Genomic DNA, 17,794 nt, shown 5'->3' with positions numbered 1-17,794 from the left:
AGTCATTGAAATGAAGATTACATGGCGTCGTGTGTTGTTGGGAGTCGCGGTGGCCGGCGTGATTGGCCAGGTTTCAGCGTTTTCTTTGGGGGGCGAAGACGCGGTCGTGATTCCGCCTCCAACCCTTGATGAAATCACGCAGGCACACAGCGAAACTGCGGTGTTTGCCGGTGGCTGTTTCTGGGGCGTGCAGGGTGTTTTCCAACACGTCAAAGGCGTGCAGAAAGCGGTTTCCGGTTATGCCGGAGGCGCGGCCGATACGGCGCAATATGAACGAGTCAGCGAAGGCGATACCGGCCACGCAGAGTCCGTTCAGGTGACCTTCGACCCGACGCAGGTCAGCTACGGCAGCCTGTTGCAGATCTACTTCTCGGTAGCGCACAACCCAACCGAACTCAACCGCCAGGGGCCGGACAGCGGCTCGCAATATCGCTCGGCGCTGTTCCCGGTCAACGCTGATCAGCAGAAGATCGCGCAGGCTTACATCGCGCAACTTGATGCGGCCCATGCCTTCAACAAACCTATCGTCACCAAGCTGGAAAGCTACAACGGCTTTTACCCGGCGGAGGACTATCACCAGGACTTCCTGACCGAGCATCCGAGCTATCCCTACATCGTGATCAACGACATGCCGAAGGTGGCGAATCTGAAGCAGGTGTTTGCCCAGCGTTATCAGGAGAAACCGGTGTTGGTGAAGGACGGGTCTTGATCAAGGCTCGTTATTTGAGCCTCGGTCGCTCCATGGCAATCACTGACGCCTCGAAACCCAGGCTGGAAAAAAATGCCTCGGCGCCTTCTCGTCCGGCACGTAGCATCCAGGTGATGTCGGGGTTATCGCCCATGACATGTTTAACCAGTCTGCGGCCAATGCCTGCGCGCCGATGCTGACCATCGACCACGACCATCGAAAGATAGCCGTTGCACAAACCATCGCTGATGCCTCGGGCGAAGCCGACGACCTGTGTGTCGTGCAGGGCAATCACCGTGCGTTGAGAGTTTTTGATGAGTTGCGCGAAATGCTCGCTGGAACCGGTTCGGTGAGCCCAGCCGTTTTGGCCGAGGAACAGTCGTACCGGCTCCACCTCGTCAGGCAGAAGGTCGCGTACGGTCAGATTGTTATTCATCTACGGTTCGACTCCTTGTCGGTTGTCGCTCGATATCATTATCTGCCCCACGTCTGCATCGCAAATTCGACGAAGCGGCGCAGCTTCGGCAAACGATAGCGATCCGGCGCATAAAGCAAATGCAGGGGGCGGCTGGGCGGTTGATAGTCGGGGACGACGGTCACCAGTTTGCCGTCGCGCAAATCCTGTTCCACCAGCGCATCGGGCAGCATCACGATGCCCATGCCGGTGCGCGCGGCCTGGTGCAACCCGGCGGAAGTGTTCATCAGCATCGGTCCGCTGACGTCGACGAGAATTTCCCCGTCCGGGCCGCTGAGGCGCCAGCGTTTCTCCACCGACTGCCAATCGTCGCCGGCAGGGTAGGCGAACGACAGGCAGTCGTGTTGCTGCAGGTCTTCAGGGGTTTGCGGCATGCCGCGCCGGGCCACGTATTGCGGGGAGGCGCAGACGGTCAGTGTGTAATCGATCAGAGGGCGGGCAATCAGATTCGACTCCTCGAAATGCCCTAGTCGGAACGCCACATCAAGACCACTTTCCAGCAAGTCTGGACGGCTGTTGGTCAGCACCACATCCATTTTGACCTGTGGATATTGCAGGGAAAATTCGCTGAGCGCCGGCGCCAGGCGTTCTACGCCAAACGTCAGTGGCGCGGTAATGCGCAGCAGGCCGCGCGGCTCATCGAGTGCCTGTTCCGCCAAGCGTTCGGAGTCGGCCACCAGTCCCAAGACGTCCAGACAACGCTGGTAGTAGACGCTGCCAAATTCAGTCAGCCGCTGCCGTCGAGTCGTTCGCTGCAACAGCTGCACACCGAGCCGTTGTTCCAGCGCGCGCAGGTGATTGCCAACCATGGTCGTCGACATGTCGCACTGCAACGCGGCCGCCGTCATGCTCCCGGCTTCGACGACTTTGACGTACACGCTCATCGACTGGAACAGGTCCATTATCAAGCCCTGCTTTTAAATGAATGAAGTTTTTCCGAGTTTATCCAGTTTCGGTGGCTAACCATACTGCCAGCACACCGACCTGCACTGGAGTTTGAAGTCATGACCGCCGCCCTGATGAACACCTACCAACCACTGGCCCTGAGTTTCACCAAGGGCCTGGGCACTCGCCTGTGGGATCAGGCCGGTCGCGAGTATCTGGATGCGGTGGCCGGTGTCGCGGTGACCAATGTCGGCCACTCGCACCCGCGGATTGTTTCGGCGATCAGCGAGCAGGCAGGATTGCTGCTGCACACGTCGAATCTGTACAGCATCGACTGGCAGCAACAACTGGCCAAACGGCTGACTGAGCTGTCGGGCATGGAGCGTGCGTTCTTCAACAATTCCGGCGCTGAAGCCAATGAAACAGCGCTGAAACTCGCGCGTTTGTACGGCTGGCGCAAAGGTATAGAACAGCCGCTGGTGGTGGTCATGGCCAACGCGTTCCATGGCCGCACACTCGGCACCTTGTCGGCCAGCGATGGCCCGGCAGTGCGCCTGGGTTTCAACGAATTGCCGGGGGATTTCCTCAAAGTGCCGTTCGGTGATCTCGCGACGCTGGAACAGGTGCAGCAAAAGCATGGCGAGCGGATCGTGGCGATTCTGGTCGAGCCAATCCAGGGCGAAAGCGGTGTGCAGCTGGCGCCGCCCGGTTACCTGAAAGCCCTGCGCGAACTGTGCAATCGCCATGCGTGGTTATTGATGCTCGATGAAATTCAGACCGGTATCGGTCGCACCGGGCGCTGGTTTGCGTTTCAACATGAAGGCATCGTCCCGGATGTCATGACTTTGGCCAAAGGACTGGGTAATGGCGTGCCGATCGGCGCTTGCCTGGCGCGGGGCAGGGCGGCGGATCTGTTCACGCCCGGCAGCCATGGCAGTACCTTCGGCGGCAATCCGCTGGCGTGCCGGGTCGGTTGCACGGTGCTGGATATCATCGAAGAACAGGGCCTGCTGGAAAACGCCCGGATTCTGGGGGAACGGCTACTAACTCGTCTGCGTGCAGAGCTGGCGGACAATCCCAATGTGCTGGCGATTCGTGGTCAGGGCCTGATGATCGGTATCGAGCTGAAACAACCAGTGCGTGATCTGACCCTGATCGCGGCGCGGGATCATGGACTGTTGATCAACGTCACGCGGGGCAAGACGATACGGCTGCTGCCACCGTTGACGATTGATGAGCGGGAGGTGGAGATGATTGTCAGAGGTGTGGGGCACATCGTCAGTAGTGATATTTGCAGCTAATAACGCAAATCTCACCACCTTCAATGCTGTAGACCAAACGATGCTCACCCGATACTCGTCTTGACCAAAAGCCGCTCATGTTGTGTTTGAGCGGCTCAGGTTTGCCGATACCTTCAAACGGTTCGCGCTGGATTGCTTTGATCAACAGATTGATACGTTTGAGTCCGGCCTTATCGTTCTGTTGAAACCACAAATAGTCTTCCCAGCCTGATGGCGTGAACTCGATTTTCATTCTTCGATCAATTGCCTGACTTTGGCTTTGCCGGCACGCATTTCGCCAATCGATTTGATCAACCGCTCGGCATTGGCCGGAGAGCGCAGCAGGTAGGCTGTTTCTTCGAGTGCGTTGTACTCAGCCAGAGACATCATCACGACGGGCTCACCTTTTTGGCGTGTGACCAGAAGGGGGGCACGGTCTTCGTTAACGCGATCCATCGTTTCGGCCAAATGCGCACGGGCGGTGGTGTAGTTGATGGTTTGCATGAAGTAGTCCTCGCTAGTAGCAAAGAACGTACAGAAATGAGTACATGATGACAAGGTGATACCTATCAGTGGTTGTTTCGCAGAAGGGCTTGCTGCAAGCACGCTCAGTATCACTTAAGAACTCTGGAGACGTTTCTGAGAAGGTTGTAATCCTTGTCCACGGTCTCGGGCAGTGAGAAACCGCCGCGTTGTCGGCATCCGGCGCTCCCGGTGTAGGAAAAAACTATGGCTAGTCCGGATAATCCGCCAGATCCGGCGCCAGCATCCGTGTCTTCGCCTTGCCATTCGAATTGTGCTGAATGATCTCCCGCGGCTGCCCCTGCTCATTGAAAAACACCTGACCGATCCCCGCCGAATTCCACAAGCGTTCACCTGCCTCAGCATGTTCAGGCGTATACGGCACGATGCGCATGCGCCGGCGTTTGGTAAACCAGTTCAACGGTGAACGCGGCGAGTAGAGCCAGCGGTTGAGGCGGTCGAACCATTCCAGCAGGGTTTTCGGAAATTCGTTTTTGATGCCGCTGCTGGTGATCTGCCAGATTCGTGGACCGGCCTTGCGGTGTCGGATAAGCACTTCGTAGACGAAGGAATAATGCACGTCGCCGGACAGAACCACGTAGTTACCGGGAGTGCGTGAATGGCGGAAAATGTTCAGGATCACCTGCGCCGCACCGCGATGGGCCATCCAGTTTTCCGCGTCGACCAGCAGCGGATAACCGCACCAACTGAAGACCTTCTGCACGGTTTCAATCAGCTTCACGCCGAAGATCGGCGCCGGTGACACGATGATCGCCGACGGGTGATCGAGCAGTTCCTGTTGCAGTTCGCTTAGCGCCTCCCAATCGAGCAGGCCCGAGGGCTGCTTGAGCGCCATTTCACTACGCCAGCGTCGGGTGCGGGTATCGATGACCACCAGCGCTGGGCTGGTTGGCAGCACAAAATGCCAATGTTGAAAGCGCAGCAACTCATCGATCAAGTCGTCCTGCACCGGGCTGTCGAGATACTGGTCATTGCCACTGGCGCTCAGCCCCAGGGTTTTAGCCAGCACATCCTTGAACGCATCGGGATTGTTGCCCCAGCCCTGACACAACATGTAGGCGATCAACGCATTGCCGATGATGCGTTTGGAGAACGGATGGCCGTAGGCCGTTTCCTCCCATTGCGCGGACAGGTTCCAGTCATCGGTGATGTCGTGATCATCGAAAATCATCAGGCTCGGCAGATGCGCCAGCGCTCTGGCGACCTTGCCCAATCCGGCCTTGAAGGCATCGATGCGAGTCTGTTCGAGGGCATAGCGCTTGAGGCGTTCGGGCGTTAACTCGGGTGCTTGCGGATCGATCAGCGACCAGGCGGTCGGCGACCACACCAGCAGATACATCGCCATGACTTCGGCGAACGTCACCAGATGATTATCAGCACTGCTGCTGGTGAAAATCGGCTTACGCGCACCGCCGAAAAATCGCTCGCGCAATGTCTCGTTGCTCTCCAGCGCCGGTAACAAATCCGCACGGTGGTAGTAACTGGCCGGGTGTTCATAGAGCTTGGCGCTGTCGCTGACCACGGCGCCTTCGAGGTGTTCGTCGAACAGGCCAAGACGTTCGATCAGGGCATGAATCGCCCGCAGCATCGGGCCAGCCACGTCGTCGGCGTAGACCTGGTCGCCGCTCATCATCAACAGGGCGGGGCGTTGTTGCGGATCGGTTTCCGTCGCCAACAGTTGATCGACGCAAAGCAAACCATCCGTCGCCGGGTGATGCGGTTTGCGGCAGGAGCCGTGCAGCAGTTGATCGATCCGCGAGCGCAGGACGAAGTTCGGACTGGTTGCATCGCCATACAGCAGATGCGCCGCCCAGTCGGCGATGCCCTCTGCATTGTCGATCAGCAGGTCATAGTCGATACGCGTATCGCAGGGCAGGGCGCTATCGAGAGAAACATCAATGAGGTGAACAAACGCCTGACGACCTACGGGAATGACCGTGCATTTCTCCGCGTCGAGAGGAATGTCTCCTACACCTTGCAGGCGCAATGTCAGCGACAGCTGGCGCGTACCGATCAACCACAGCACCAACCGCTTCGGCTCCAGCCGGCGCAGCAGTGGGCCGGCCAACACGGCAGGCAACGAAGAGGGATCAGCGAGGTGTCGGGACATCGGAGGGCAAAGCTCAAGGCGCACAGGCCGGCGATGATAGCGCAGCCGGCGCCTCGAACCCTTAAATCAGCCTTAAGAGTCGGCTTTTTGCACTTTCAGCGCCAACAAACGCCATTGCGCAGGCAGCGCGTCAACTCGCGGCTGCTCTTGCACGGAACAATCGAAACGGTAGGCAACATCGTCGCCGTTCATGTTGCGCGCGGTGACGGTGTTGTTGAAGGTGTAGACCTGATCCTTGAAGCGGTGGCTGACCAGCGCTTTGCTGTCAGCAAAACGCGCCGAAGCGGGAAAGCGCAACGTGCTGGTCACAAACGGGCTGCACATGACATACGCGATCATCGATTTGTCGGCCTGTGCGTCGCCGCGCAATTTCTTGTTCAGCGCTGCCAGGGCCATGCGACCCTGATAGTCGCTTTGATCCAGCACGGTCTGTAGCCCGATGGATTTCGGTGCCCGACTGGCGTAGTTCGGCAACAGTGCGGAATCGGCGGGAGAGGGCTTGTCATCCGGCTCGATGGCAGCAAAAGCCGGCGCGTCTTTCAGCTCGGCGGCGGGTGTGACTGCCTCGGCTTCAGGCAATAGAGAGGTCGACTCGGTGACTTGCGTGTTTTCAGCCTGCGCCGGCTCGTAGTCATGCGACGACGGAAACAACGACAACGTGATCGACAGCACCACCATCGCGACAATGAAACCGCCCGCTGCGCCAACGATGTTGCCGTAGAAAACATTCCAGCTGCCGCGGTTCTGCACCACCCAGCGCCACATGACCCCCCAAACCGCAACAATCGCCAGAAAACGCAGAAACTCCATTTGATCCTTTCCTTAAACCTTCAAAACCCTGAAATCAACGCACGCCCACAGTGAACGCTGACGATGGGCGGCAAGATAACAAAACAGGCGTGTAATGCCAGTGGCGATAGCGGCGCTCAGTGAAAATTGAGCTCGAAAAACGCCAGCGTCGTCACACCCGCAGCCAAGCCACAGATGCCAGCGAAAAGTTGCCGCGCCAACGGATGCTCGGGCTGAGGACGCCTGACCAGCCACATCCAGACGCCCGCCAGCACGCCGAACGTGGTGATTATTTGCAACACGCTACTGGCCAGGTTCTCAGGTGCAGGAGGTACGTGCGACGGGAAAAGGCCTGAACAGATCACCGAAAAAATCATCGCTACGATAAAGCCGCTGGCGGCACCCGCAAGGTTGGCGAGGATCAGGTTCCAGGCACCACGGGTCTGCACGACCCAAGCCCAAACGGCTGCCCAGACGAAAAAGTACAACACGGCCATCAAGGTGTTTCTCCCTCTGAAAATTGACTCCATCGAGGCGCTGGCGACCTCGTTACTGGCAGTGGACGGCAAGATAGCAAAATAGTAGCGTCGCGCCACCGCCCGACGCAGGCGACATCTCCTTCCTCAAACTGGACGAAAAAATCGATGGCGAGGCACGCCCGACAACCATGTTGACCACTGTCGACGAAATCTGCGGTCAATACTTCCGCGCCACGCAATACGTGAAGCCGTATGTGATCTACACCGTCAGGCCTTCGGATGGCGGATGCGGCGAAGTGAAACGCGTCGCGGTGGTTGGCGGTCGATCAGTGGAGAAGGGCGATTACATTGATGAGAAGGGCGAGTTTCAATATCTGGGCTGGAAAAAGCTTGTCGGTGCCGATGGTTTTCCGACCGATATCCGCGTGCTGAAAGCCCGCCGTTGAACCAAAGAAATACCGGGATGTTTTCTTGAAGATGAGGATGGACAGATGATCGACTTCAACAACAAAGGCTTCTTCAAACTCAAGCAAAACGATGAGTACGCCGAACGCGTAAGCGCGCTGTTGCTCGACGGCGAGGAAGTGATCGACTCTTACAAGGCCATGCGTGACGGCGTGGTGTTTACCAACAAACGCATCATCGCGGTCAACGTTCAGGGCATTACGGGCAGCAAGAAGGATTTCACCTCCTTGCCGTACAAGAACATCGTCGCGTACTCCGTGGAAACCTCGGGCACCTTCGATCTGGACTCGGAGCTGGAGATTTACTTCTCGTCACTGGGGAAAGTGAAGTTCGAATTCACCGGGAAGACGTCGATGGTGGAGATTTCCAAGTACATCTCGAAGCATCTGCTGTAACGGCTCAGCCCATTACAAGATGTCTTTCAAGTAACCCTTAAGCGCGAGGAGCGGCTGATCCAGCTGCTCCAGCGAACGCGCCTCGCTGAACTCAGCGGACAACTTCTGCAACTCGCGCCCCAGCGGTTTCTCGACACCGCCCAAGGCATTCATCGCCAAGCCCAGGCATTCATTCATCTTGAACTGAATGGTCTCGACATCCCCGCGCCGCACCAATAGTTCGAAAATGTCTTTCTGGTAATCACCCATGACCATGTCGTCCCGCAGGATCGGGCTAAGGCCTTCTTCCTCGTAAGCGAGTTTGAGGGAGAAAAGGGCGACTGTTTCCAGTGACGTTTCCATGGGGGGCCTTTAGCGACGTCCATCAGTGTGAGAGTTGATACCTGGATGCAACCACCGTTAGGTGCAAGATGCGGTGGGCGCGTGATTATACGGAGAGGGATCTGCAAGTGCAGCCAAAAGGCGAGGCCGGTCACACTGACGCCGATCAATAGCCTTCACGGGATTGAGCGGTATTTCCATCGGAGGCCGGCGAGTATTATGGTGAACCTTCATACACTCGACGTTAACTGTTGGATACGAATGGAGTGCCGACCATGGAATACGACGACAAACTGATGGAAGACGCCGTGCTTGCCCTGTTGGCAGCGCTCAGTTCCGACGACGGCAATGCCTGGAAAGGATTCGATTTCGAGATCATGAACCGATTGCATGAGCAGGGTTTCATCAGTAACCCGGTGAGCAGGAACAAGTCGGTCTGGTTGACGGAGGAGGGGCTGGAGCGAGGTCGGCTGATAGCGGCGCGATTGTTTGGGGGAGGTGCTCAGGCTGAGCCTGTAAACGACTCCGACACCTGAGTCCGTGCTATGTCACCTGCGGCCCGCGCAGTGGTGAGCGTTCTGCATTGCGCATCCACTTTATTGCAGACGAAAAAAAGGCCTTGCTAAGCAAGACCTTTCTTAATCTTGGAGCCCGAAGCAGACTGTAGTGTTCCAGAAACTCAATGCCTCCAGAGAGGTTTGCTTTCTAGGGATCCATGTAGGGATACATGCTCACCATTGCTGTGGGCAGTATGAAGAGCTTCAGGGATTCCATGCAAACCATTCAGTCACTCTTCCACTGAGTCGCCGGGTACCTGCGGCTCGTTCAGCATTGGTAACGATCCTTTATTACTCGGTCGAAGTAGCCCCCTTTTGAAGGTGCGTTAATCAGCCCCTGATAGACGTTCAATGGTACGCGGCAAAAGTCGTACGTTTTTCCTTGCTTGAAAGTGATCTTCATTCGGTTGGTCGCCGGGTCGTAACCTACAGCTGTGATCGCACTTGAGTTCACGCGAACCATTTCCATTGGGACGTCCTTTCATGGGCGAGCTAACCGATATGTCAGCATCACTGAACATCGTAGCTCACAATATCCATTCGGCCTGTTCAGCCGGGGGTATTTGAACTCGATCTTTAGATGCCTGTATCCATTGTGTTTCAGAAGCGACGGCAAAACTTGGGATACATGTCAGGATTCAGGAGTGTTTGTGTTCCCACCTACCGGTGAAATCTTGTCGTATCGGTCTGGTGCGTGCTATGACTGAGGGGGCGGGCGCTTGAGAGTGCTGACGTTTGTCCTCGCTGCCGGTATGAAGATTTGACGGTGGGGGACTGAGTTGCACCTCGGTACTCTATACGCCTTTCTTTTGAGTTAGTGCAGGTTGTTTGATTCTTAATTTTTGATGTTCTTGGGGGAAGTTTAAGAGGTTTACGAAACTCCTTGATCAATTAATTCCATTTGGATCGCCACCATTTTAGACCTTCAATCTCTTCGATTAAAGACTTCTGAGGAGAACTCTCTTTAGCAGATAAAATATTCACTATTGTTGGCATGCTAGAAGTGCCAGCACCTTCGTTTGGAGCGCTTTTCATGATGTGATTTATAGTAGAAGTCTGGACTCCATTTGGAAAGGATGTCGCGGTCATTTCCGTAGCTGGTCTGATGATATCCAATACTGCTTGTCCGTAAGACAATGCCTCATCACGTGTAGGTATTTTCCCTTTGTGCACCACTTCATTACGAAACGTCACTTTACCCGATGGTAAGATTGGTGGTGCTTTCTTGAAGGATTGGGTATAGAGGAAAATGTATGCTCCTAGCTGTCGCTCGGATTGCGAAGATACCGTCTTCCATGTCGCATCTAGAGTTTCCACTGTATGTCCTTCCTCAAGGAGTTTTGCCTTTATGAAAAACTCATAAAAGCGCTCTAGGCTGGAAGTGAAGGATGCAACGGCCTCGCTGTAGTAACCGTCTAAAATTGCATAGGCTCCAATTTGAAATAGAAGCTCAAATTTTTGTTGTTGCAGAATCGTAAGGTTTTTATGCCCCTTCTCACAGGTGAACTCATAGAGGCTGTCATCTCTAAACTCGACATAGGTCGGGTAGGGTATGTCTTGAGGCTCAGTGCTGAAGCAGCATTCGTGGCAAGACATAGGCAATCTCATGATGTCGATCCGTCAGTGTAGGGAGGTAATAAATTACGTCATTGCAACCTTGCCTTGCGAGCGAAAATTTTCCGGGGACCCTGGAGATATCCGGAGTATACGGGGTCAAAAACCCGCGGGAATTCGTTAGTGGAAGGTTTTCAAAGTTACTGAAATTTCAGCCATTGAAATCGAAAGAATTCTGCTGAAAAAAGGTCATCGTTAACGCATCGGTAATGATGGCCATTTGTGTTGAGGAATCCCTCAGGGACAGACCACGTTTTCAAAATGTGGTCTGTCCCTGAGATATCCATAGGCTCCAAGAAAACCATGCTCTCTATTGGGCGGCTTCGTTGTCTGCGCCTAAGGAAAATGGCGGAAACTACCTTAAAGCTTCCATTTGACTGTCCGCTGTAGCGATAGCTTCTTTCCAGAAGCCTCCCCAAGGAAATTTACTGCGCCATTCGTGGTTCGCAGATACCGCTATTGCGATCTTGAGCGGAGGCCAAACAGGGAAGATTTCGCTTTCTGGTAACTCGCGCTCTGTGACTGCTTCATAAGAGTCAATCGTAAGTTGCGTAAACTTTTCGTTTTCCCTGAGAAGGGCATCGATGTCTTTTAAAGTAGAAACTCCGATGTCGTTCAAAGCATCGAGTATTGTCGACATCATGTTTCTATCGTCTTCTTCGATTTCTTCATCAAAGCGCCAGTGTACGAACTCAGCAAGGCTGTCGTAGTTCAGTTCGTTCTCTAGAAATTCGTTCGTAACATTTTTACTTTCTCGAACACCGTCTAAGTAGGCGTCGCGCTGCAATCTGATAAATTCAAACTGGTCGTCTACGGTCTCAAATAAACCTGCTAATCCGTTAAGCTTTCTAATTAAGTTTGAGGGGACTTGCGATTCTTTTTTGTAAACCATATGGTGTTGGATGATTGACCAAGCATCCTGTACAACGGTGCGAACTTGAATTTCACATCTCAAGTCTCGTAGGTCGTCATACCTTGCGCCCGAATATTTTTCACTTAGCCTGACTATAAAGTGATTGCCTATGTAACCAAATTTATTAGTATCTAATTCTTCTCGCTTGTCAATTTCTTCGACAATATCGAACTCGGTACGAATTATGTTAATAACTTTTCGAATGTCGTTATTGTAGAGGCAAACTACTCGGACGCCTGCCAGGTCATCTAGCTGGTTGAAAGGGTCTGTGTAGTTCTTGCGAGTTAGTTTTTCGAGAAAACTATTAAGAGTCTTAGCTCGAGATCCCAGAAAAGATGTCTCGATTGAAGCTGCCGACACCTTTTTTCGCAGAATGTATTCTACTTCGGCGCAAAGCTGTTCGAATTCTGGCCTCGCATCCAAAAATTTCTTGATGACGGCTGTGTTGTTCGCCCATATGTCATCGGCGTGGTTCGAAGGTGGGGGCGTACCTTTCTTTTCGCCTGATGAAGCGGACAGGGGCTTCTTCCTTGCCAAGATCGCATTCCTTTTTAGCTGGAGACGGACAGGGGCGTGCTCGTTACGCCACCTTTACGCCAGGCGTAAAAAAAGGCCTTGCTAAGCAAGACCTTTCTTAATTTTGGTGCCCCGAGGGAGACTCGAACTCCCACTCCTTTCGAAAACGGATTTTGAATCCGCCGCGTCTACCAATTCCGCCATCAGGGCTCAATGGCGGCGAAGTATAGAGATGAGATTACCGTCGGTCAATCAGCTACATAGAGAATTTTCAATATTTCCGCTAGACTTTCCGGCCCTGCTAGACGAACCCCATCATGCGCGTTGCTGACTTTACTTTCGAGCTCCCTGATTCGCTGATCGCCCGCCACCCTTTGGCCGAGCGTCGCGGTAGTCGCCTGCTGACCCTTGACGGGCCGAGCGGCGCCCTTGCACACCGTCAATTCACTGATTTGCTTGAGCATTTGCGCCCGGGCGATTTGATGGTGTTCAACAATACCCGGGTGATTCCGGCGCGGCTGTTCGGGCAGAAAGCGTCCGGCGGCAAGCTGGAAATCCTCGTTGAGCGGGTACTCGATACGCATCGCGTGCTGGCCCATGTACGCTCCAGCAAGTCGCCGAAGCCAGGTTCAAAGATCCTTATCGACGGCGGTGGCGAAGCCGAAATGCTTGCGCGTCACGATGCGTTGTTCGAGCTGGGCTTCGCTGAAGAAGTGCTGCCGCTGCTCGATCGCGTAGGGCACATGCCGTTGCCTCCTTATATAGACCGCCCGGACGAAGGCTCGGATCGCGAGCGTTATCAGACCGTGTACGCCGAGCGTCTGGGCGCGGTGGCGGCGCCGACCGCCGGGCTGCATTTCGATCAGTCGCTGATGGAAGCGATTGCCGCCAAGGGCGTCGAGACCACGTTTGTCACGTTGCACGTGGGCGCGGGGACGTTCCAGCCGGTGCGCGTCGAGAAGCTTGAAGATCACCACATGCACACCGAGTGGCTGGAAGTCGGCCAGGACGTGGTCGATGCGGTCGCTGCGTGCCGTGCGCGCGGTGGTCGGGTGATTGCGGTGGGTACCACCAGCGTGCGTTCGCTGGAAAGTGCCGCACGCGATGGCGTGCTGAAGCCGTTCAGTGGCGACACCGATATCTTTATCTTCCCGGGCCGGCCGTTCCATGTGGTCGATGCCCTGGTGACCAATTTCCATTTGCCGGAATCGACGCTGTTGATGCTGGTTTCGGCATTTGCCGGTTATCCCGAGACCATGGCCGCCTACAAGGCCGCCGTCGACAACGGTTACCGCTTTTTCAGCTACGGTGATGCGATGTTCATCACCCGTAATCCCGCCCCTACTGCCCCTAAAAAAACCGGCCCAGAGGAAACAGAATGAGTCGCGAATGTCGCATGTCCTTTGAGCTCCTTGCCACCGATGGCAAGGCCCGTCGTGGTCGTCTGACCTTCCCGCGTGGCACTGTCGAGACCCCGGCGTTCATGCCGGTAGGCACTTACGGCACGGTCAAGGGCATGTTGCCGCGTGACATCGTTGCCACCGGCGCAGAAATCATTCTCGGCAATACCTTCCACCTGTGGCTGCGTCCCGGCACCCAAGTGATCAAGGAACACGGTGACCTGCACGATTTCATGCAGTGGAAAGGCCCGATCCTCACTGACTCCGGCGGTTTCCAAGTGTTCAGCCTAGGCGCGATGCGCAAGATCAAGGAGGAGGGCGTGACCTTCGCCTCCCCGGTCGACGGCGCCAAAGTGTTCATGGGCCCGGAAGAATCGATGCAGGTTCAGCGCGATCTCGGTTCCGACATCGTGATGATCTTCGACGAATGCACGCCGTACCCGGCTGACGAAGATGTCGCGCGCGTTTCGATGGAGTTGTCGCTGCGCTGGGCCCAGCGTTCGAAAAATGCCCACGGTGAAAACACCGCAGCGTTGTTCGGTATCGTGCAGGGCGGCATGCACCAGAATCTGCGCATGCGCTCGCTCGAAGGCCTCGACAAGATCGGTTTCGATGGCCTGGCCATTGGCGGTCTGTCGGTCGGCGAGCCGAAGCACGAAATGATCAAAGTGCTGGATTATCTGCCGGGCATGATGCCGGCTGACAAACCTCGTTACCTTATGGGCGTTGGCAAACCGGAAGATCTGGTTGAGGGTGTGCGCCGCGGTGTGGACATGTTCGATTGCGTGATGCCAACCCGTAATGCCCGCAATGGGCATCTGTTCATTGATACCGGCGTGCTGAAGATCCGTAACGCGTTCCATCGCCATGATGAATCGCCGCTGGATCCGACCTGCGATTGCTATACCTGCCAGAACTTCTCCCGCGCTTATCTGCATCACCTGGACAAGTGCGGCGAAATGCTGGGAAGCATGCTCAATACCATCCATAACTTGCGCCATTATCAGGTGCTGATGGCTGGTTTGCGCGAGGCTATTCAACAGGGTACATTGGCCGCCTTTGTCGATGCCTTCTACGCCAAACGCGGGCTCCCCGTTCCGCCTTTGGACTGAGTTTTCTGACCCCAAGATTCAACATTTGCAACTGGAGTGCTAAATGAGCTTTTTTATCTCTAACGCCATGGCTGACGCGGCTGCACCGGCTGCTGCCGGCCCAATGGGCGGCGGTTTCGAGTGGATTTTCCTGGTCGGCTTCCTGGTCATCTTCTACCTGATGATCTGGCGTCCACAGGCCAAGCGCGCCAAAGAGCAGAAGAACCTGCTGAGCAGCCTTGCGAAAGGCGACGAAGTTGTGACCACCGGCGGCATCGCCGGCAAGATCACCAAAGTGGCTGATGACTTCGTGGTTCTGGAAGTTTCCGACACCGTGGAAATGAAGTTCCAGAAAGGCGCCATCGCCGCCACGCTGCCAAAAGGCACGCTGAAAGCGATCTAAGGGCAACAACTTCTACTCAATCGACGGGGCGCGCAAGGCGCCCCGCGTCATAACGGGCGGCGTGATGCTGAACAAATATCCTCTGTGGAAATACATTCTGATCCTGGCGGTGCTGGCGATCGGTCTGATTTATTCCGCTCCGAATCTATACCCCGATGACCCGGCCATTCAGATCAGCGGCGCCAGCACGGCCCTGCAGGTCAATCAAGCCGATCTGGATCGCGTAAGCACCGCGCTTCACGAGTCCGGCATCAACGTCAAGGCAGCTACGCTGGCGGCAAACGGCAAGGGCGGTCTGATCCGTCTGAGCAAGGCTGAAGATCAGTTGCCGGCCAAAGACGTTGTACGCAAGGCCTTGGGTGATGACTACGTCGTCGCGCTGAACCTGGCGCAGACCACCCCGCAATGGCTGCGCAACCTCGGCGCGCACCCGATGAAGCTGGGTCTGGACTTGTCCGGTGGTGTGCACTTCCTGCTGGAAGTGGACATGGACAAAGCCCTCGATGCACGCCTGAAAGTCTACGAAGGCGACGTCAAGAGCCTGCTGCGCAAAGAGAAACTGCGTTATCGCAGCCTGCCGCAACTGGGCGGTGCCATTCAGCTGGGCTTCAGTGATGAAGATTCCCGCGAACAGGCCCGTGCACTGATCCGCAAGAACTTCAACGATTTCGACATTGTTCCGGCCGACCTCAACGGTCAACCGGTGCTGCGTCTGGCGATGACCCCGGCCAAGCTGGCGGAAATCCGTGAATACTCCATCAAGCAGAACTTGACCACGGTACGTAACCGCGTCAACGAGCTGGGTGTTGCCGAACCGATCGTTCAGCGTCAAGGTGCCAACCGCATCGTGGTTGAACTGCCGGGCGTGCAGGACACTGCCGAAGCCAAGCGTATCCTCGGCAAGACGGCCAACCTTGAGTTCCGTCTGGCTGCAGAGCCGGGCGCTTCGAAAGCCACCTCCGAAACCTTCGAGTTCCGTGAAGGCAAGCGTCCGCCGGCACAGATTGAACGTGGTCTGATCATCACTGGTGACCAAGTCACTGACGCCAAGGCTGGTTTCGGCGAACACGGCACGCCTGAAGTGAACATCCGTCTGGATGGTCACGGTGGTGAGCTGATGAGCCGCGCAACCCGTTCGAACGTCGGTCGCAGCATGGCGGTGATCTTCATCGAACAGCGTCCGGTCACCACTTACGTCAAGCAAGTGGTCGACGGTGTCGAGAAAGACGTCGCGGTGCAAACGTTCAAGGAAGAGAAGAAGATCATCAGCCTGGCGACCATTCAGTCGCCGCTGGGTGCTCAGTTCCGCATTACTGGCCTGAACGGTCAGGGCGAGTCGTCCGAACTGGCGCTGCTGCTGCGTGCCGGTGGTCTGGCCGCACCGATGTACTTCGCTGAAGAGCGCACCATCGGCCCGAGCCTGGGTGCTGACAACATCACCAAGGGTATCGATGCGTCGCTGTGGGGCATGCTGTTCGTGTCGCTGTTCATCATCGCCATCTACCGCTTCTTCGGCATCATCGCCACTGTTGCACTGGCAGTGAACATGGTGTTGCTGCTGGCCCTGATGTCGCTGCTGGGTGCAACGCTGACCCTGCCGGGTATCGCCGGTATCGTGCTGACCATGGGTATGGCGGTCGACGCCAACGTGCTGATCTTCTCGCGGATCCGTGAAGAGATCGCCGCCGGCATGACCGTGCAGCGTGCAATCAACGAAGGCTTCGGCCGGGCATTCACCGCGATTCTCGACGCCAACCTGACTACGTTGCTGGTCGGCGGGATTCTCTTTGCCATGGGCACCGGCCCGGTCAAAGGTTTCGCAGTGACCATGTCCCTCGGGATCTTTACCTCGATGTTCACGGCCATCATGGTGACCCGCGCAATGGTCAACCTGATCTTTGGCGGACGTGACTTCAAGAAGTTGTGGATTTAAGGGGCTGCCATGTTACGTACAATCAACTTCATGGGCGTTCGCAACTTCGCGTTCGGCGTCACAGTGTTTCTCACGTTGCTGGCTATTTTCAGCGTCGCCACCAAGGGCATGAACTGGGGCCTGGACTTCACCGGCGGTACGCTCATCGAGCTGACCTATGAGCGTCCGGCTGACGTCACCAAGGTGCGTGAGCAACTGGCGACGTCGGGTTACCACGAAGCCATCGTGCAGAGCTTCGGGGCTACTACCGATCTGCTTGTGCGCATGCCGGGCGAAGACCCGCAACTGGGTCATCAGGTGGCGGAAGCGCTGCTGAAGGTCGGCGGTGACAATCCGGCGACGGTCAAGCGTGTCGAATTCGTTGGTCCGCAGGTCGGTGAAGAGCTGCGTGACCAGGGCGGCCTCGGCATGCTGCTGGCACTCGGCGGCATCCTGATCTACCTGGCGTTCCGCTTTCAGTGGAAGTTCGCGGTTGGCGCCATCGTTTCGCTGATTCACGACGTGATCGTGACCATCGGTATCCTGTCGTTCTTCCAGATCACCTTCGACCTGACGGTACTGGCGGCGGTACTGGCGATCATCGGTTACTCGCTGAACGACACCATCGTCGTATTCGACCGGGTTCGTGAGAACTTCCGTGTTCTGCGCAAGGCTTCGCTGATCGAGAACATTAACATCTCGACCACCCAGACCCTGCTGCGGACCATGGCGACGTCGATCTCCACCTTGCTGGCGATCGCTGCGCTGCTGTTCTTCGGTGGCGACAACCTGTTCGGCTTCTCGATCGCGCTGTTTATCGGTGTTCTGGCGGGTACCTACTCGTCGATCTACATCGCTAACGTGGTGCTGATCTGGCTGAACCTGAGCACCGAGGATCTGATTCCTCCGGCCAACACCGAGAAGGAAGTCGACGACCGTCCATAACGGCCATCGTTTT

Annotated in this window: 21 protein-coding genes and 1 tRNA gene; 10 read left to right on the top strand and 12 right to left on the bottom strand. The window is 56.0% G+C overall.

All coding sequences use genetic code 11. From position 1 onward, the window contains the following. Positions 1 to 10: 10 nt before the first annotated feature. The gene (msrA, locus tag ACZ0A4_RS18410; protein ID WP_463575892.1) at positions 11 to 709 is read left to right on the top strand and encodes a peptide-methionine (S)-S-oxide reductase MsrA; all 699 of its coding nucleotides are present in this window, start codon (positions 11 to 13) and stop codon (positions 707 to 709) included. Positions 710 to 719: 10 nt separating this feature from the next. On the opposite strand, the gene ACZ0A4_RS18405 is transcribed toward msrA, so the two are convergent. Continuing rightward, the gene (locus tag ACZ0A4_RS18405) at positions 720 to 1,124 is read right to left on the bottom strand and encodes a GNAT family N-acetyltransferase (RefSeq protein ID WP_463575890.1); all 405 of its coding nucleotides are present in this window, start codon (positions 1,122 to 1,124) and stop codon (positions 720 to 722) included. Between the two features lie 38 nt (positions 1,125 to 1,162). After that, complete coding sequence (locus tag ACZ0A4_RS18400) at positions 1,163 to 2,065, bottom strand: LysR family transcriptional regulator (protein ID WP_463575889.1); 903 nt, start codon at positions 2,063 to 2,065, stop codon at positions 1,163 to 1,165. A gap of 102 nt (positions 2,066 to 2,167) precedes the next feature. Here ACZ0A4_RS18400 and ACZ0A4_RS18395 point away from each other — a divergent pair, with 102 nt between their 5' ends. Further along, a complete protein-coding gene (locus tag ACZ0A4_RS18395; protein WP_463575888.1) occupies positions 2,168 to 3,349 on the top strand; it encodes an acetylornithine/succinylornithine family transaminase in 1,182 nt (393 codons plus the stop codon). On the opposite strand, the gene ACZ0A4_RS18390 is transcribed toward ACZ0A4_RS18395, so the two are convergent. From ACZ0A4_RS18390 to ACZ0A4_RS18370, 5 genes are all read right to left on the bottom strand, one after another. Then, a complete protein-coding gene (locus ACZ0A4_RS18390) occupies positions 3,327 to 3,581 on the bottom strand; it encodes a Txe/YoeB family addiction module toxin (protein ID WP_108226058.1) in 255 nt (84 codons plus the stop codon). The genes ACZ0A4_RS18395 and ACZ0A4_RS18390 overlap by 23 nt on opposite strands. Next, entirely contained in the window at positions 3,578 to 3,832 is a 255-nt protein-coding gene (locus tag ACZ0A4_RS18385; RefSeq protein WP_086791676.1) for a type II toxin-antitoxin system prevent-host-death family antitoxin, read from the bottom strand. The genes ACZ0A4_RS18390 and ACZ0A4_RS18385 overlap by 4 nt, the downstream gene beginning before the upstream one ends. Positions 3,833 to 4,061: 229 nt before the next feature. After that, positions 4,062 to 5,981, bottom strand: coding sequence for an alkaline phosphatase D family protein (locus tag ACZ0A4_RS18380; RefSeq protein WP_463575887.1), 1,920 nt, complete (start codon positions 5,979 to 5,981; stop codon positions 4,062 to 4,064). Between the two features lie 72 nt (positions 5,982 to 6,053). Continuing rightward, entirely contained in the window at positions 6,054 to 6,791 is a 738-nt protein-coding gene (locus ACZ0A4_RS18375) for a hypothetical protein (RefSeq protein ID WP_463575886.1), read from the bottom strand. Positions 6,792 to 6,907: 116 nt separating this feature from the next. After that, on the bottom strand, positions 6,908 to 7,267 hold the full coding sequence (locus ACZ0A4_RS18370) for a hypothetical protein (RefSeq protein ID WP_463577591.1): 360 nt from the start codon (positions 7,265 to 7,267) through the stop codon (positions 6,908 to 6,910). Positions 7,268 to 7,437: 170 nt separating this feature from the next. On the opposite strand from ACZ0A4_RS18370, the gene ACZ0A4_RS18365 reads away from it, so the two are divergent. Next, on the top strand, positions 7,438 to 7,695 hold the full coding sequence (locus ACZ0A4_RS18365; RefSeq protein ID WP_463575884.1) for a hypothetical protein: 258 nt from the start codon (positions 7,438 to 7,440) through the stop codon (positions 7,693 to 7,695). A 45-nt stretch (positions 7,696 to 7,740) separates the two neighbouring features. Then, positions 7,741 to 8,109 (top strand): PH domain-containing protein, encoded by a 369-nt coding sequence (locus tag ACZ0A4_RS18360; protein WP_034156100.1) that lies wholly within the window; start codon positions 7,741 to 7,743, stop codon positions 8,107 to 8,109. A 12-nt stretch (positions 8,110 to 8,121) separates the two neighbouring features. On the opposite strand, the gene ACZ0A4_RS18355 is transcribed toward ACZ0A4_RS18360, so the two are convergent. Then, positions 8,122 to 8,451 carry a hypothetical protein gene (locus ACZ0A4_RS18355; protein ID WP_463555621.1) on the bottom strand — a complete coding sequence of 110 codons (330 nt, stop codon included), beginning with the start codon at positions 8,449 to 8,451 and terminating at the stop codon, positions 8,122 to 8,124. Between the two features lie 254 nt (positions 8,452 to 8,705). On the opposite strand from ACZ0A4_RS18355, the gene ACZ0A4_RS18350 reads away from it, so the two are divergent. Then, positions 8,706 to 8,966: a DUF6429 family protein gene (locus tag ACZ0A4_RS18350; protein ID WP_463575883.1), complete on the top strand. Its 261-nt coding sequence runs from the start codon at positions 8,706 to 8,708 to the stop codon at positions 8,964 to 8,966. A gap of 289 nt (positions 8,967 to 9,255) precedes the next feature. Here ACZ0A4_RS18350 and ACZ0A4_RS18345 read toward each other — a convergent pair whose 3' ends face one another. From ACZ0A4_RS18345 to ACZ0A4_RS18330, 4 genes are all read right to left on the bottom strand, one after another. Next, complete coding sequence (locus ACZ0A4_RS18345) at positions 9,256 to 9,456, bottom strand: KTSC domain-containing protein (protein ID WP_025211987.1); 201 nt, start codon at positions 9,454 to 9,456, stop codon at positions 9,256 to 9,258. A 422-nt stretch (positions 9,457 to 9,878) separates the two neighbouring features. Next, positions 9,879 to 10,595, bottom strand: a complete 717-nt coding sequence (locus ACZ0A4_RS18340) for a hypothetical protein (RefSeq protein ID WP_463575882.1) — start codon at positions 10,593 to 10,595, stop codon at positions 9,879 to 9,881. Between the two features lie 361 nt (positions 10,596 to 10,956). Then, entirely contained in the window at positions 10,957 to 12,051 is a 1,095-nt protein-coding gene (locus ACZ0A4_RS18335; protein WP_463575881.1) for a GTP pyrophosphokinase, read from the bottom strand. A gap of 104 nt (positions 12,052 to 12,155) precedes the next feature. Then, positions 12,156 to 12,240: transfer RNA gene (locus ACZ0A4_RS18330), tRNA-Leu, on the bottom strand. 107 nt (positions 12,241 to 12,347) lie between these two features. Between ACZ0A4_RS18330 and queA the strand changes: the two genes are divergently transcribed. The 5 genes from queA (at position 12,348) to secF (ending at position 17,781) form a co-directional block, all read left to right on the top strand. Continuing rightward, the gene (queA, locus tag ACZ0A4_RS18325; protein WP_463575880.1) at positions 12,348 to 13,412 is read left to right on the top strand and encodes a tRNA preQ1(34) S-adenosylmethionine ribosyltransferase-isomerase QueA; all 1,065 of its coding nucleotides are present in this window, start codon (positions 12,348 to 12,350) and stop codon (positions 13,410 to 13,412) included. 14 nt (positions 13,413 to 13,426) lie between these two features. Beyond that, positions 13,427 to 14,542 (top strand): tRNA guanosine(34) transglycosylase Tgt, encoded by a 1,116-nt coding sequence (gene tgt / locus ACZ0A4_RS18320; RefSeq protein ID WP_163004910.1) that lies wholly within the window; start codon positions 13,427 to 13,429, stop codon positions 14,540 to 14,542. A gap of 43 nt (positions 14,543 to 14,585) precedes the next feature. Next, positions 14,586 to 14,924, top strand: a complete 339-nt coding sequence (gene yajC / locus ACZ0A4_RS18315; RefSeq protein ID WP_003227923.1) for a preprotein translocase subunit YajC — start codon at positions 14,586 to 14,588, stop codon at positions 14,922 to 14,924. Between the two features lie 64 nt (positions 14,925 to 14,988). After that, positions 14,989 to 16,857 (top strand): protein translocase subunit SecD, encoded by a 1,869-nt coding sequence (secD, locus tag ACZ0A4_RS18310; RefSeq protein ID WP_283439380.1) that lies wholly within the window; start codon positions 14,989 to 14,991, stop codon positions 16,855 to 16,857. 9 nt (positions 16,858 to 16,866) lie between these two features. After that, on the top strand, positions 16,867 to 17,781 hold the full coding sequence (gene secF, locus ACZ0A4_RS18305; RefSeq protein WP_463575879.1) for a protein translocase subunit SecF: 915 nt from the start codon (positions 16,867 to 16,869) through the stop codon (positions 17,779 to 17,781). Positions 17,782 to 17,794 lie beyond the last annotated feature (13 nt).

It is taken from the genome of Pseudomonas sp. AC172 (genome assembly GCF_979258595.1).
The sequence above is the reverse complement of the archived record's forward strand: the minus strand, read 5'-3'. Positions and strand labels throughout refer to the sequence as shown.